Raw genomic sequence first — 15,598 nt, forward strand, 5'->3', positions numbered from 1 at the left:
ATTTATGCTATTGGCTTTTAGCTTTATGCTATCGGCATTATTTTTATAATTATATATTTTGTGATTGGTTATTATTGATTAACCAACACTTCCTTCTAAAGAAATTTCTAGTAATTTTTGAGCTTCAACAGCAAACTCCATTGGTAACTTATTTAAAACCTCTTTACTAAATCCGTTTACAATTAAAGCAATTGCTTTTTCTGTGTCGATACCACGTTGGTTACAGTAAAATAGTTGATCTTCACCAATTTTACTAGTTGTAGCCTCGTGTTCTATTTGTGCAGATTTGTTTTTAGTTTCTATATAAGGAAAAGTGTGTGCACCACATTCGTTACCCATTAATAAAGAATCGCACTGAGAGAAATTACGAGCGTTTTCTGCTCTAGAATTTATCTGTACTAAACCTCTATAAGAGTTTTGAGATTTTCCTGCAGAAATACCTTTAGAAATAATTGTAGACTTAGTGTTTTTACCTAAGTGAATCATTTTTGTACCAGTATCTGCTTGTTGATGGTTGTTTGTTACTGCAATTGAATAAAATTCGCCTACAGAATTGTTTCCTTTTAATACACAAGAAGGATATTTCCAAGTAACTGCAGAACCAGTTTCTACTTGTGTCCAAGAGATTTTTGCATTTGTTTCACACAAACCTCTTTTGGTTACAAAATTGTAAACACCACCTTTACCTTCTTTATTACCAGGATACCAGTTTTGCACTGTAGAGTATTTAATTTCTGCATCGTCCATTGCAATTAATTCTACAACAGCTGCATGTAATTGGTTTTCATCTCTACTTGGTGCTGTACATCCTTCTAAGTAAGAAACATAACTACCAGCATCTGCAACAACTAAGGTTCTTTCAAATTGTCCTGTTCCGCCTTCGTTAATTCTAAAATACGTAGACAATTCCATAGGGCATTTTACACCTTTAGGAATGTAGCAGAAAGATCCATCAGAAAAAACAGCCGAATTTAATGCTGCGTAAAAATTATCTTTAGTTGGTACAACAGTACCTAAATATTTTTTAACTAATTCTGGATGCTCTTGTATTGCTTCAGAAATTGGCATAAAAATAATTCCTTTTTCTGCAAGAGTTTCTTTAAAGGTTGTAGCAACAGAAACAGAATCCATTACAATATCTACTGCAACGTTTGCTAGTTTCTTTTGTTCATCTAAAGAGATTCCTAAACGCTTAAAAGTGTCTAACAACTCTGGGTCAACCTCGTCTAAAGAGTTTAATTTTGGTTTCTTTTTTGGTGCAGAATAGTATGCAATGTCTTGAAAATTTGGTTTTTCGTAATTTACATTAGCCCATTCTGGTTCTTCCATTTGTTCCCAAACTCTAAAAGCTTCTAATCGCCATTCGGTCATCCATTCTGGCTCATTTTTCTTTTTTGAGATTGCACGAACAACATCTTCATTTAAACCAACCGGAAATGTATCGCTTTCTATATCTGTATAAAACCCATACTTATATTCTTGGGTTTTTAATTCTTGTTCTAAATCTTCTTCGGTATACTTTGACATCTTTTTCTAAATTTTAAAGTGAAAAACTTTCTCCACAACCGCAAGTTCTATTTGCGTTAGGATTGTTAAAAACAAACCCTTTTCCGTTTAAACCACCAGAATATTCTAGAGTAGTTCCTACTAAATATAAAAAGCTTTTTTTGTCGACAATAATTTTAACGTCATTCTCTTCAAAAACTTTATCGTTTTCTTCTTTTTTATTATCAAAAGTTAAATCGTAAGATAAACCCGAACAACCACCACTTTTTACACCAACTCTTATATAGTCTGTTGCTGCATTAAAGCCGTCGTCTGTCATTAGTTCTACGACTTTCTTTTTTGCTGAGTCTGAAACTTTTATCATAATTTTAAATAGATTAAATCTAAACTGTCTGCAAATATACAATATAACTAGAAGAAAAACGAAGAAGTTGTATTATGAAACCTAATAAACCAATTGGTTTTATTGATTATTTTTGAAAGGCAGGATTGTTAACAAATTCGTAGTCTGTTAATGTAAGTAAAAAAGCCTTTAAGTCTGCTTTGTCTTTGGCTGTTAAATTAACGCCACCTTGGTTAATTTTTTTCATTAATGGATCTATTGTAGAAGATCTTTTTAACCCTTCTGAATAGTGATTGATAACTTCGTCTAAAGTTGTAAATCTACCATCGTGCATATAAGGTGCGGTAAATGCTAAGTTTCTGATAGACGGAGATTTAAATTTACCGTTATCATTAGGGTCTCCGGTGATTTTACCTAAGCCTAAATCAGTAAAATTTGTATCTAAACCATTGTTATGGAATTTATTATCTGTCCATAGTGGGTTGTTGTTACTACCGTGGCAATGAAAACAATCACCTCTTTCTTCATCCATAAAAACATTAAAACCATTTGTTTCGCTTTCTGTTAATGTGGCTTCACTTTTTAAGTATTTATCAAATTTAGAATTGCCAGAAATCAATGTTCTTTCAAATTGAGCAATTGCTTTGGTAACAAGAGTAGAATCTATTTTTTCTGAACCAAAAGCTTGCAAAAACAAATTTATATAGGTTTCGTTTTGATTCAATTTTTCTGCAATATTAACCCAGTTAGCGTGCATTTCTATAGGGTTTGTAACTGGTTCTAAAGCTTGAGTTTCTAAGCCAAATTCTTTACCATCCCAGGCAAAAAGTTCATCAAAATTCCATGCCAAATTAAATAACGGCATTGTGTTTCTTTTGCCAAAATTACCGCTTACACCTCTACTAAATTGTTTGTTATCTGTAAAAGCTTTTGCTGCGTTATGGCAAGTAGCACAAGATTGTGAATTATCTCTTGAAAGTATCTTATCAAAAAAAAGTCTTTTACCTAAAGCTATACCTTCTATTGTTAAGGGATTGTCTACAGGAAATATAGGAGCAATTAATTTATCAGAAAAAAGCTCTGGTATTTGTAAATTATATGCAATTGGTGTATATAAATCTTCTTCTTTGGATGCGCAATTCATCAAAAGTAAAAAAGAAAAAAAGTACACGAAATAGGTTTTCATTTTGTTAATTTATTTTGCCTAAAGTAAACACAGATTTACCATTTTCGCTTATCATTTTTTGAGCTTCAAAATTTGGCATTAAAACGGTGTGTAGTTCATTTAAATTCCATGTATTTGGGGTTTTAAACCATTCTGAAACATCCATTTTAATTTCTATAGTAGTGTTTTTTACAATTTCTACAGTGCCCAAATCTACTTCAAAAGAAGTGTCTTCAAATTTTAAATCGTTTGGGTTTGTTCTGTCAACAGCTCTTATTGCATGAAAATTAAAACCAGTTTCTTCATCATTATTATTTAAAAATTTACCATCAAATTGCATGTAATGATAACCACCACCAAGCATTGCCGGAACATTAAAGTTTACAGAATTTAATAATTGATATTCACCATCTTTATTGGCTATGTCTTGTAAGCCAAATGTAAATTTAAGATTGTAAGTACCAGGTGAAATATCTGTTAAAGAAATATTTGTGCCAGAATTTTCGCCGAAGTCTATTAAAAACTGATTATCGCCACCAACTAAACTTAGATTTGAAATTAAATAACGCAGCCTTTCGATACTTATTTTTTCTCCGTTTTCTGTAGTAAATTTAAGTTCGTTTAATTCTTGATTTGTAATTTCTTTACCGTTCCAGTTATGTGTAAAGTTTAGGGTTGTTATTATCTCTTCAGGAAAAACACAACAATCTTTTTCGTCTTTACAACCTGTTAAAAATAGTACAGAAACTAGTGCTAAATAAGTAATTCTTTTTATCATAATTTAATTATTAGTGCGTCTATAAAACCTTTGTTTTCTGGTATGTCTTTATCAAAGCTATTCGACTCGCCAACAGCAATAATACTAGTATTATTTAATACTGTAATATCGTATAAAAAATCGATTTTAGAACCGCCAAAGGTTTGTTGCCAAAGTAATTCGCCGGTATTATTTATTTTTATAATTAACGCATCATTTTGTCCTTTGTTTTCAAAACCGTTGTCTAAACTTCTAGAGCTTCCTGCAATTAAAAAACCGTTGTCTTTGGTTTTGGTAATTGCTCTTGCTACATCAAAATTTGTTGCGCCAATTGTTTTTTCCCAAATAAGATTACCATCTGTAGAAATTTTAAGAACCCAAATATCTGCTGCACCGTTATTTGTAGAAACATTTTTGTCGTTACTTCTTGTGTCTCCAACTATTATAAAATTGCCATCATTGGTTGTAGTGATTGCTCTTGCTTCATCGATTTCTGAGCCTCCAAAACTTTTTTCCCAAATAAGATTGCCAGAATTAGATATTTTAACAACCCAAAAATCATAAGTTCCTTTGTTATCAGAAATATTAAAATCATTGCTATCGCTAGACCCAACAATTATAAAATTATTAGCATCGGTTTCGACAACTCCTAACGGAGTATCTGTAAAGCTACCACCAAAATATCTGCTCCAAAGTAAATTACCAGAATTATCTGTTTTAATTGCCCAATAATCTCCGCCAGCATGCTTTACAGCGGTGGTTTTTGCATTTCCTTGTCCGTTAGACGCTGTTAGGTCTAAAACACCAGTAATTAAGAATCCGTTATCTTTTGTTTCTAACAGAGTTGTGCCATAATCTAAACCTAAATATCCAAAGCTTTTTTCTGATATTAAAATGCCAGAACTTGATAGTTTTATAAACCAAAAATCTTGAGAACCAGCATTTGTAGAAACATCAAAATCGTTACTTTTAGAATAACCTAGAATAGCAAATTCTCCGTTTTTTGTTTCTATAATATCGGCAGCTCTATCATCATCAGAACCACCAAATGTTTTTTGCCATTCTAGTTGATTATCCGAAGAAAATTTAGAGATAAAAAAATCGAATGAAGTGTTAGATTTATCTGTAATATCTAGATTATTACTTTGCGTATAACCTGCGGCAATAAAACCACCATCAGCTGTTTTTTCTACAGTAGTAAAAGCGTCGTTATTTGTACCGCCAATTGTGGTAATGCTTGTGTTGTTTACAACTATATTATCGTTTATAAATAGTCCGTCTTTTTCAGAGCAATTTAAAAGAAGTAAAAAGCAATATAATAGACAGATTTTTTTCATTTAAGTTTTGCTTTTTCTGATAACAAATAAACCTCTGTTAATATCGCTAATAATGATGTTGCCAGATGGTAAATAAGGATACACGTTCCAGGCTCCATTAAATGCAGTATTGTCGTTTTCTGGATAGGTATCAAAAAAACCGACTTCTGTAAAGCTTTTTGCATCGATATTAGAAATATCTATTATTCTAACACCTGCGGTATAACTTGCTTGAAAAAATAAATTGTCTTTTACATAACCGTTGTGATCTATAGCAGCTGTTGGACCAGAATAATCGAAATGATGCTTTGGGTTGTCTAAATCTGTAAAATCGAAAACAATAGTTCTTGTATTTAAGCCTTTATCTCTTTCATCTAGCTCGTCTCCTAAAATAAAATATCTAAAGTCTTCTGTAAACCAACCTTGGTGTGTGTACCCAATATTAGAATAACTAATAGAAGATATTTTAACAGGATTCTGTTTGTCTGTAACATCAGCAATTACAACTTCAGTTTCGTTACTTCCTATTAATATTTCTCTTCCAGAATAATCAGAATCTGGGCCGTTATAGGTTACGGCTTGCGCATCGTGAGCATAATCTTCGAAACCACCTTCGTTTACTGGCTTAAAAGGATTGTTAATATTGATAAACAAAGGGCCACCTTTATACGTTGCACTTCTAGAAGTACCAACAGGATATGCATAACCCGTATCTTCATTAATAACAATATTATGTGCGCTACCAAAAGAAGTAAAATCTCTGTCTGCTGTAAATTCTACCGGAATGTTAACCAAACCTCTTAGGTTATTTAGGTTAAAAATTTGCATTCCGTGATTGTCTGCTTCACTAACAATAAATGCAAAATCGTTATAAACTTTTACATCTCGCCAAAGACTGTTTTCTGTTCTAGTTTTTAAAAAACCAATAATTTTTGCATCTGCCGGATTGGTAATATCTATAAACGAAGTTCCTTTATTTGTACAAACAATAGCGTATTCGTTGTTTGTTACTGGATCTACCCAACCCCAAGAGTCGTTACCTTGTGTGTTTTCGCCTGCAATTTCATCTAAAGTAATGTGTGTAAGTAAATCGTAATCGTTGCAAGGAAACTCGCCCGCAAAACCGTCTTCACATTTTGCAATAGGATTTATAATAGTTTGTTTAACTTGATTTACAACCTCTTTTTTAGAACAACTAACTATAATTAAAACGAATATGAAAAAAGTTTTTTTTATCATTTTTAAATATTTATCAAGTAAAAACCTGCTTTAATTAGTATAACGTAATTATTATTTTTTAGTACATAAAAAGTATAAAATCAAAAATAGTGCTTTTATTTTTACTTCTCTGTTAAAGGAACTCTGTAATTTTTAAGAATGTAAGTATCTTTGCAGCATGTTAGAAGATAAAAATACCCAAAAAACATCATTAGCCGAACTTGGTGAGTTTGGTTTAATAAACCATATTACAAAATATTTTAAAGTAGAAAATGCCACAACAGTAAAAGCAATCGGAGACGATGCTGCTGTTTTAGATGCATCAGAAAAACAAACTTTAGTTACTACAGATTTGTTGATAGAAGGTGTGCATTTCGATTTAAGTTATATGCCTCTTAAACACCTAGGTTATAAGGCAATTATGGTTAATTTATCTGATGTGTATGCAATGAATGGTGTTGCAGAGCAAGTAACAGTTTCTATCGCAGTTTCTAACCGTTTTCCTTTAGAGGCAATAGAAGAGTTGTATGCAGGTATTCAGCTTGCATGTGATACTTATAAAGTAGATTTAATTGGTGGCGACACTACATCTTCTACCAAAGGAATTTTAATTTCTGTAACAGCAATTGGTAAAGCAACAAAAGAAGAAGTTGTGTATAGAAATGGCGCAAAAGAAACCGATTTAATAGTAGTTTCTGGCGATTTAGGTGCTGCATATTTAGGCTTGCAAGTTTTAGAAAGAGAAAAACAGGTTTTTAAAGTAGATCCAAATAATCAACCAGATTTAGATAATTATACCTATTTAATTGAAAGACAATTAAAACCAGAAGCACGTAAAGATGTTGCTGGTATTTTAAAAGAATTAGAAGTAAAACCTACTGCTATGATCGATATTTCTGATGGACTTTCATCTGAAATTATGCACATTTGTTCACAGTCTAAAGTTGGTTGTAAGATTTATGAAGACAAGTTACCTTTAGATCCACAAGTTATTTCTGCTTGCGAAGAATTTGAACTAGATTCTACAATGGTTGCTTTAAGTGGAGGTGAAGATTATGAGCTGCTTTTTACAGTACCAATTGCAGATTTTGATAAGATAAAAGGAAATCCTAATTTTTCTATTGTTGGTCATATCATTGCAGAAAATCAAGGTTTAAATCTTGTAACAAGAGCAAATCAAGAAATTGAATTAAAAGCCCAAGGCTGGAATCCTTTAAAAGGAGAATAAAAATATTTTATAAACAAAAAAGGCGCAAATTTAAAATTTGCGCCTTTTTTGTTTTAATTACTTCTTCTTTGCTCATCATTATTACTAAAAATTCTGTTTTTTACGTTTATTTTCTTGTTTCCGAAGTTATACGAAAGAGAGATTCTAAAATTTCTAGAACTCGCATTTTGACGGTAACTTTGATCGATATTATTTACAGTAGAATTGTAATCTCTTAAACTACCTGTGTTTAAAACATCGCTAAATAACATTGATAATTTGATGTTGTTTTTAAAGCTGTGTTGCAACCCAAGTGATAAATGAAACTGCTGCCCAAGACTAAACAAACCATCATTATGAAAAGAACTATACCAAGCATTGGCTTGTAATTTTGTGTTTTTACTCAATGAAAAAGTATGGTTAGACGCAGCGTAAAATTGAATTCCATCATTTACATCAGCATCTATATTTTTGGTTAATTCTGTAATGTGTGCCAAAAATCTAACATCATTTTGGGTTTTCCACCAAGAAATAGGGCTAAAAGAAAAACTTTCTTGTAACTGATACGTGTACTTTTTAAAATAATTTTCTCTAGTTACAATTTGATCTTGATTGGAAATGTCTGAGTTAAAAAACACGCCAAAACCATCTGTAGTAATATTTACAGAAAAACCTGTATTCCATTTGTTTTTGTATAGGTGAGAAATTTCAAAATTATCTGAAAAAGAAGGTTGTAAAAACGGATTACCAACACTGTAACTATTGTCATTAATGTAAAAACGAAAAGGATTTAAATCTCTAAAATTGGGTCTGTTGATTCTTTTTCCGTAAGAAAAATTGAAATTATTATTGTCGTTTTTAGCATACGATAAAAATAAGGTTGGAAAAAACTTACTGTAATTGTTTTTGTTTTCTTGATTTAAATCATCACTTATTCCAGTTGTTTTTGTGTCTTCAAAACGCAGCCCAAATTGTAGAGTAAGTTTATCATTTAGTTTTGTGTTTCCAGAAAAATAAGCAGCTAAAACATTTTCTTTATATTTAAAACTGGTAGATTGGTTAGAGTCTAAAACCGGCGACCCAGAAAGTGTGTCGAAAAATAAAATACCACTATTTGTATTGGTAAAACTTGCTTTAAATCCGTAAGAAAGATTTACTTTTTTAAGTGGTAAATCTATATCTAATTGAGAACTAAAGTTTTCTATTTTTTGATTAGAAATATTTAAGGCAGATGAACTTATGCCATTAGAATTATCGCTAACATCAAACTGTTCTGTGGTAAAATCTAGATTTCTATCCGAAGTAAATGTAAAATAATCTGCATCAAAAGAAAGTTGCTTGCCTAAAGTGTCTAGTTTTGAAATCAAATGAAAATTAACAGAATGATTATTGTTATCCACCTCATTTTGCGCTACGTTTTTTAAACTTTTTTCTAAATTATTATCGGTATCAAAAATATTAGAACTAGTTACAGCATCTATATTTGGTTCCGTTGTATTTCTTAAATATTGTACGCCTAAAGTTGTCTTCTCAGACAAGGCATAATCCAATAAAAAGCGTCCAGAAAGTTGGTCTGTTTGTTGTTTTCCAGCAATATCAATATCCCAAAGATTGGTTGGGTATTCTATAACTATCCCTTCTAAATTTTCAAAATAACCTTTGTTTGCATTGATACTTGCTGATAATGAAACCTTGTTTTTGTTGTAGAAAAAATTATTAGTAACTGTTGTAAAATTATATTTGTTTTGAATGTAGGAAATGGTTGTTGCATTTTTCCAAGAATTTTGAGTGCCCTTTTTTAAAATAATATTGATTAAACCACCATTACCAGAGGCATCGTATTTTGCTGGCGGATTTGTAATTACTTCAATTTTTACAATATCACTAGCAGATAATCCGCTTAAAAAGGCCACCAATTCATCGCCTGCCAAGGGAGACAACCTTCCGTTAATTAGTATCTGAGTAGCACCTTTACCTAAAATAGATAAGGTGTTGTTTTGTAATTGTACACCGGGAGTTATCCTTAAAACATCAACACCATTTCCACCAGTTGCAGCAATACTTTTTTCAACATTAAAAACAAGCCTATCTATTTTTCTTTCTAAAATCCTTTTTTCTGTTTTTACCACAATTTCATTTAGTGCTTGTGCGTTTTCTCTTAATATTATTGTTCCTAAGTTAAGATTGCCTTTAATATTTATTGTTTTTGAAAACGTTTTATATCCTAGAATGCTAATTTCTAAAATATAATTTCCTTGGTTTGTTTTTAACTCGAAAGTTCCATCGTTTTTTGTGGTTGCACCAGTTATTATTTTTTGCTGATTATCTTTTAAAATTACGTTAGCAAACGGAATAACATCTAAATTGTCTGCTACTTTACCTGTAATAGTTTGTGCAGTTAAGATTCCTGTAAAAAATAATGCAATTAAAATTTGTAACGTTTTTGTTTTCATGGTATTTATTTTTGATGATACAAATGTGCGATTGAAAACAATTTTGTGCGACCGAAAACACAAAGTCGAACTAATTTCTAGATAAGAAATTGGTTCGACTTTATTTTAAAAACGTTCGACTTTACGTTAAGTGTTTGATTTTAAGTATTTTTTCTAAATTGTGTAGGCGTTAAACTTGTATGTTTTTTAAAAGCAGTATTAAAAGAAGATTTTGAATTAAAACCAACTTGATATAAAATTTCTAGGACTGTAAGTTCTTTTTCCTTCGGATTTTTTAAAATCTCTTTCGCTTCCTCAATTCTATATTCGTTTACAAAATCGAAAAAATGCTGATTTAAATGTTGATTGATTAAAACCGACAATTCTCTCGAATTCATTTTTATCAATTCAGCCAAATCTCTAATTGTTAAAGACGGATTTAAATAAGGTTTTTCTGTCAACATAAAATCTTTTAAAAGAGCAATTTTAGGATTGATAGAAACTTCTTCTCTTGTGTTTTTAATTTCTTTAGATGTTTTTAAATCTACATTTATTCCTTTAAATAATCTAGGAGAATTAACCGCTTTTAAAAATAACCAACAGATAAAAAAGACGCCGAAAAGTAAAACAATAGTTCTTATGATGTCTATAGAATTGTCATTAGAATTTACTCGAATATAACTTTTAATAAACGTTAAAACTTGCCCTATAAATAGTAAAATAGATAATTGTTTTAACCAATTGAAGTTTTTAAAAGCATTCTTATCAGTGTAATTTTCTAGCAACAGTTTTCTATAACGTAAAATATAATAGATCTCTGCGGATAGATATGCAATTGATAATACATCGCCAAAATAACTAAGAAATTGTACTTCTGTATTATTAGAATAATTATTTATAAAGGCAGCTTTTTCTATTTCATTTGCTAAAAAAAAGTTAGGTAAAAGCACTAAAATAGTAAGAAGCCAAGGTAGTAAATGGATTAAATGTTTGCACTTTAACCTAAAGTTTGAGTAAATTACCGATAAAATGTATAAGAATAAAAGCGGATTTTTAAATAATGAAATTTTGTTTCTTAATATTTCTAATGTGTAAGGTATTTCTATAAATTGATGATAAAAAAACGCACTAATATCTATTGCTGTAACAATTAAAAAAGCTGCTAAAAGTTGGTTGCTTAATTTTTTTTCTGATTTTACAGAAAGTAAAAAAACAGAAAAAAGTAAAAATAAAATAACTATTATAACCGCTAAAAAACTAATTATGGAATCATAATTCATAATTTCAAATATAATCAAAAAATTAGGTTATTAGATTCTTACAAAGTCTTTTAAAGCGGCAATTAATTCGGTTGTGTTTTCTATATGACTCATATGTCCAGAAGGTAAAACCACATATTCTGAATTCGTTTTTTTAGCCTCTTCAATTAATGTATCAGCATTTAAAATCCGATCATTTTTACCAATAATCATCAACTTTTTAAAAGTACTTTCTTTTAAGAATTCTAAAGAATTTGGTCTGTTTTTCATTCCTTCGTTTGCAGCAATATATCCTTGCAAAGAAGTTTGTAACGCTTCGGTTTTAACTTGGTTAATTTCCTCTTTAAATTTTAATGTATTTTCTTGATGAAATAAATTAGAAACAGACATTTTTATCATGTTTTCAAAATTTTGTTGCACCATTTTATTGGCTCTAATTCTTAATTTTTTTCGTTCTTCAGAATCATCAGCAGTTGTAGAGTTCATCAAACAAATACCCTTTACATTTATTGTTTTCTCTTTTGCCATTGCCAAAGCAACATAACCACCTAAAGAATGACCAATAATAAAGTATTTTCTAATTCTTAAATGTTTTAAAACAGCATGAATTGTTTCTGCAAACAAATCCATAGAATGCACATAACCTAAGCAATCAGAATTACCATGACCTGGTAAATCAATAGTAATAATTCTGTTTTTTTTAGATAACTCATCAGTAATGGTTTTCCACATTTTAGCATTTTCTAAAAAGCCGTGTAATAAAACAATTGCAGTTCCTTTACCGGTATCAGAAAAAGAAATGTTTGCTTTTTTAAATTGAATAGAATCTTGCATCTCGCAAAAATATGTATATTTCGCTCGCTAAGACAATAATTACCATGAACAAAACAAAAGAAATTTGGATTGCAGGGTTTGCACTTTTTTCGCTTTTTTTCGGAGCCGGAAACTTAATTTTACCACCAAATTTAGGTGTAAATGCTGGTGAAGATTGGTGGATTGTTGTTTTGGGTTTTATAGCTACAGCTATTATAATTCCTATTTTGGCAATTTTTGCACATGCAAAATTACAAGGGACCTTGTATGATTTTGGTAAAAAAGTATCGCCAGTTTTTAGTACACTTTTTTGTTTTTTAATATACATTATTGCCATTGCAATACCATCGCCAAGAACAGCTGCCGTAACGCATGAAATGGCAATTCAGCCATTTTTCGATTCGCCAGCAATACTAACAAGTATTATTTACTTTGTTTTAGTGTTTTTATTTTCTGTAAATAGATCTAGAATAATTGGTTTAATAGGTAAATTTTTAACACCAATAATTGTTATAATTTTATTTGTAATTATTGGTATTTCTTTTTTTGTGTCTTCAGGAACTTTAGAAGTTACTTCATTTAAAAACCCTTTTATTGATGGCGTTTTAGAAGGATATCAAACTTTTGATGCTATTGCAGGTGTAGTTGTTGGTGCAGTTATTATTATCTCTTTAGATTATAGTAATCATAACAGTTTTGGTGAAAGAAAAAGGTTGATAAGAAAAGCAGGGTTAATAGCAGGTATTGGATTGTTATTAATTTACGGAGGTTTAATTTTAAGCGGTGCATTATTTGCAAGTTCTTTTGCAGAAAATGCCTCTAGAATAGATGTTTTATCGGGTTTAAGTACACAAACTTTAGGTAGCTTTGGTACCACTTTTTTAAGTGTTTTGGTAGCTTTGGCATGTTTTACTACGGCGGTTGGTATAGTAACGGGTACTGCAGATTATATAAAAGGAATTTGTAATAATTCTAAAGCAGCATATGTAGCAACAGCCGCAATATGTTCTGTAATTGGAATTATAGTTGGTAGCTACAATGTAGGTTTTATTATAGATGTTGCTGTGCCAGCGTTAATGTTTTTATATCCTATAACTATTATGTTAATTTTATTAAATGTTGTGCCAGAAAAATATACGTCTAAAATAGTTTTTAGAGCGGTTATCTTGGTAACATTTATATTTAGTATTCCAGATTTTTTAGGCTTTATAATTCCTCGAGAAAACTTAACAGGTATTAAAAGTATCATTCCTTTAGCAGAACACAGTTTGGGTTGGGTTTTGCCTGCTATTTTGGTTTTTGTAATATTTAATGTTAAGAAATTTGGCAAAGCTTAAGCGTTTTTAAAGTAAAGTATAAACGTTACATTTTACAACACAAAATAGAAAGTTTGTTAAAACTTCTACGACCAACACATTATGGCAGTTCAAGATATTGTAAAGCATACTTTTAAAGATATATTTTCTGTAAGCACAGTTCGGTTCGACAAAGCTTGTACAATCGATCATTCGGTACAACAAAATGCTTATGCAATTTATTGGATTCAAGAAGGTAGCGGAACGTATAATATCGATTTTAAACAATATCAATTTGATGATAATGTACTTTTTTTCTTATCTCCAGGACAAGTTTTTACAGTAGATTCAGAACAAATAAAAACTGCCTACAAACTTACTTTTGTAAAAGATTTTTACTGCATACAAACCCACGATGCAGAGGTTGCCTGTAACGGAATTTTATTTAACAATATTTACGAAACTCCGTTTGTAAAACCATGTAAAAAAGACACCGATAAATTAGACTTTATATTAACAAGCTTACTCGAAGAGTTTCAGCAAAACGAAACAGCGCAGTACGATATGTTACAAGCCTATTTAAAGCAATTTATTATTTCTGCTGTTCGTGTAAAAAAAGAAAACCATGTTGTTAAAGAAGATGTCGAAACACGCCTTTTTAAAGACTTTAGTTTGTTGGTAGAGCAAAATTACAAAACACTTCATTCTGTAACAGATTATGCAAAAAGACTAGGTCTTTCGCCAAAATCAATCACAAAGCATTTTCAAAAAGCAGGTACAACTTCTCCATCAGAATTTATAAAAAACAGAATTTTGCTAGAGGCAAAACGCTTGTTAATTTACACCGATAAAACCGTAAAAGAAATCGCATTCGAATTAGGTTTTAATGATCCAGCATATTTTACCCGATTCTTTACAAAGGCAATTTCAAAATCGCCACTTCAGTTTAAAAAAGACTACTAAAATTATTTTTTTTGGCGTGCCCTTTCAGGTCAGGCTTTCGAAACTCGCTTTTTAAAGTTTTATCAAACTTTAAAAGAGCTCAAACAAATTTCTCAATCCTTCACGCATGCATTTTTATTGGCTTTATTTCAAAGTCCAAACAGTAAGAACTTTTGTCCAATTTTAGAGCTTAATGTTGGTGATACCTTTGCAGTGTCAATCAATAAGAACTAAAAATTAAACATATGAAATCAATAGAAAACACACAATGTCCAAACTGTTGGGGTTACCAAACTTACGACGAGCAAAATCAAAACCAGCAACTTTGCGAATGCAAATAAATTATTTAAAAAAATTACAAATCATCTAAAAATAGAAATTATGAGTACATATAATGTTCCAACAAAAAACGAAGTATCAGAAAACAACCAAGCAATATTTAATCAATTAGAAAAAGGTTTAGGTTTTGTACCAAACTTATACGCAGCATTTGCACATAGCGAAACTGCTTTGGGTAATTTTTTAGCAATAGGAAATGGTAAAACAAGCTTTTCTGCTAAAGAAAAAGAAGTAATAAACTTAGCCGTAAGTCAAGTAAACGAATGTGTTTATTGTTTGTCTGCCCACACAGCCATCGGTAAAATGAATGGTTTTACAGAAGCACAAATTTTAGAATTAAGAGCAGGTAAAGCCTCTTTTGATGCAAAATTAAATGCATTGGCAAACTTTGCTAAAAGTACAGCAGAAAACAGAGGTGCTGCAACACCAGAAACAGTAGAAAACTTATATGCACAAGGGTATACAAAAGGAAATTTAGCAGATGCAATAATCTTAATTGGCGAAATTACAATTACAAATTATTTTCATAAAACAACAGATGTAGCTGTAGATTTTCCGTTAGCAGAAGCTTTATAAATAGTAAAACAATAATTTAATAACTTTAATAAACAACAATCATGAAAAAAGTAATCGCAATTTTAGTATTAGTAATAGGTTTTGCATTTAACACAAATGCACAAGAAGTAAAAACAGTTTCTTTAGAACAAACAAAAGGAGAGTTTACACAAAAACAAATTACGTTATCTGAAGGTACTTATATTTTTGAAATAGCTAACAACAACGTAGGGCACAATGTAGGTTTTGTTTTAGCGCCAAAAGCAGATGTTAAAGCACACATTAAAAACGCTTATGTAACAGCACAAGTAAAAGATAACAGCAAAGAAACTTCTAAAAAAGTGACACTTAAAAAAGGAGAATACGTTTATTTCTGTCCTTTAAACCCAACGCCACAATACACATTAATAGTAGAGTAGTTTTTTAATTCAATTAGTTAAAAAGGCGAACA

The 15,598-nt window shown here is 30.5% G+C and carries 14 protein-coding genes; 5 read left to right on the top strand and 9 right to left on the bottom strand.

Features of this window, described 5'->3' with window-relative positions:
• Positions 1-78 precede the first annotated feature (78 nt).
• The 6 genes from sufB to WG950_RS09450 all read right to left on the bottom strand — a co-directional run bounded on the left by sufB (position 79) and on the right by WG950_RS09450 (position 6,326).
• Positions 79-1,527 carry a Fe-S cluster assembly protein SufB gene (gene sufB, locus WG950_RS09425; protein ID WP_079737745.1) on the bottom strand — a complete coding sequence of 483 codons (1,449 nt, stop codon included), beginning with the start codon at positions 1,525-1,527 and terminating at the stop codon, positions 79-81.
• Positions 1,528-1,540: 13 nt separating this feature from the next.
• Entirely contained in the window at positions 1,541-1,870 is a 330-nt protein-coding gene (locus tag WG950_RS09430; protein ID WP_077810618.1) for a HesB/IscA family protein, read from the bottom strand.
• A gap of 106 nt (positions 1,871-1,976) precedes the next feature.
• Positions 1,977-3,035, bottom strand: coding sequence for a cytochrome-c peroxidase (locus WG950_RS09435; protein WP_340931908.1), 1,059 nt, complete (start codon positions 3,033-3,035; stop codon positions 1,977-1,979).
• Between the two features lie 4 nt (positions 3,036-3,039).
• Complete coding sequence (locus WG950_RS09440) at positions 3,040-3,792, bottom strand: MbnP family protein (protein ID WP_340931910.1); 753 nt, start codon at positions 3,790-3,792, stop codon at positions 3,040-3,042.
• Positions 3,789-5,108 carry a hypothetical protein gene (locus WG950_RS09445; protein WP_340931911.1) on the bottom strand — a complete coding sequence of 440 codons (1,320 nt, stop codon included), beginning with the start codon at positions 5,106-5,108 and terminating at the stop codon, positions 3,789-3,791. The genes WG950_RS09440 and WG950_RS09445 overlap by 4 nt, the downstream gene beginning before the upstream one ends.
• Positions 5,109-6,326, bottom strand: a complete 1,218-nt coding sequence (locus WG950_RS09450; RefSeq protein ID WP_340931912.1) for a choice-of-anchor B family protein — start codon at positions 6,324-6,326, stop codon at positions 5,109-5,111.
• A gap of 157 nt (positions 6,327-6,483) precedes the next feature.
• Here WG950_RS09450 and thiL point away from each other — a divergent pair, with 157 nt between their 5' ends.
• A complete protein-coding gene (thiL, locus tag WG950_RS09455) occupies positions 6,484-7,533 on the top strand; it encodes a thiamine-phosphate kinase (protein ID WP_340931914.1) in 1,050 nt (349 codons plus the stop codon).
• Between the two features lie 53 nt (positions 7,534-7,586).
• Here the strand turns inward: thiL and WG950_RS09460 are convergent, their stop codons facing one another.
• From WG950_RS09460 to WG950_RS09470, 3 genes are all read right to left on the bottom strand, one after another.
• Positions 7,587-9,965, bottom strand: a complete 2,379-nt coding sequence (locus WG950_RS09460) for a TonB-dependent receptor domain-containing protein (protein ID WP_340931916.1) — start codon at positions 9,963-9,965, stop codon at positions 7,587-7,589.
• Between the two features lie 140 nt (positions 9,966-10,105).
• Positions 10,106-11,224 (bottom strand): AraC family transcriptional regulator, encoded by a 1,119-nt coding sequence (locus WG950_RS09465; RefSeq protein WP_340931918.1) that lies wholly within the window; start codon positions 11,222-11,224, stop codon positions 10,106-10,108.
• A 30-nt stretch (positions 11,225-11,254) separates the two neighbouring features.
• Positions 11,255-12,037, bottom strand: a complete 783-nt coding sequence (locus WG950_RS09470) for an alpha/beta hydrolase (RefSeq protein WP_340931919.1) — start codon at positions 12,035-12,037, stop codon at positions 11,255-11,257.
• A gap of 44 nt (positions 12,038-12,081) precedes the next feature.
• Between WG950_RS09470 and brnQ the strand changes: the two genes are divergently transcribed.
• The 4 genes from brnQ to WG950_RS09490 all read left to right on the top strand — a co-directional run bounded on the left by brnQ (position 12,082) and on the right by WG950_RS09490 (position 15,566).
• Positions 12,082-13,353: a branched-chain amino acid transport system II carrier protein gene (brnQ, locus tag WG950_RS09475; protein WP_340931920.1), complete on the top strand. Its 1,272-nt coding sequence runs from the start codon at positions 12,082-12,084 to the stop codon at positions 13,351-13,353.
• An 81-nt stretch (positions 13,354-13,434) separates the two neighbouring features.
• The gene (locus WG950_RS09480; RefSeq protein ID WP_079737736.1) at positions 13,435-14,274 is read left to right on the top strand and encodes a helix-turn-helix domain-containing protein; all 840 of its coding nucleotides are present in this window, start codon (positions 13,435-13,437) and stop codon (positions 14,272-14,274) included.
• Positions 14,275-14,634: 360 nt separating this feature from the next.
• Positions 14,635-15,168 carry a carboxymuconolactone decarboxylase family protein gene (locus tag WG950_RS09485; RefSeq protein ID WP_340931922.1) on the top strand — a complete coding sequence of 178 codons (534 nt, stop codon included), beginning with the start codon at positions 14,635-14,637 and terminating at the stop codon, positions 15,166-15,168.
• A 41-nt stretch (positions 15,169-15,209) separates the two neighbouring features.
• A complete protein-coding gene (locus WG950_RS09490) occupies positions 15,210-15,566 on the top strand; it encodes a cupredoxin domain-containing protein (protein WP_079737734.1) in 357 nt (118 codons plus the stop codon).
• The last annotated feature ends 32 nt before the right edge of the window (positions 15,567-15,598 follow it).

Origin of the sequence: Polaribacter marinaquae (genome assembly GCF_038019025.1) — a bacterium.
GTDB classification, from domain to species: Bacteria; Bacteroidota; Bacteroidia; order Flavobacteriales; family Flavobacteriaceae; genus Polaribacter; species Polaribacter marinaquae.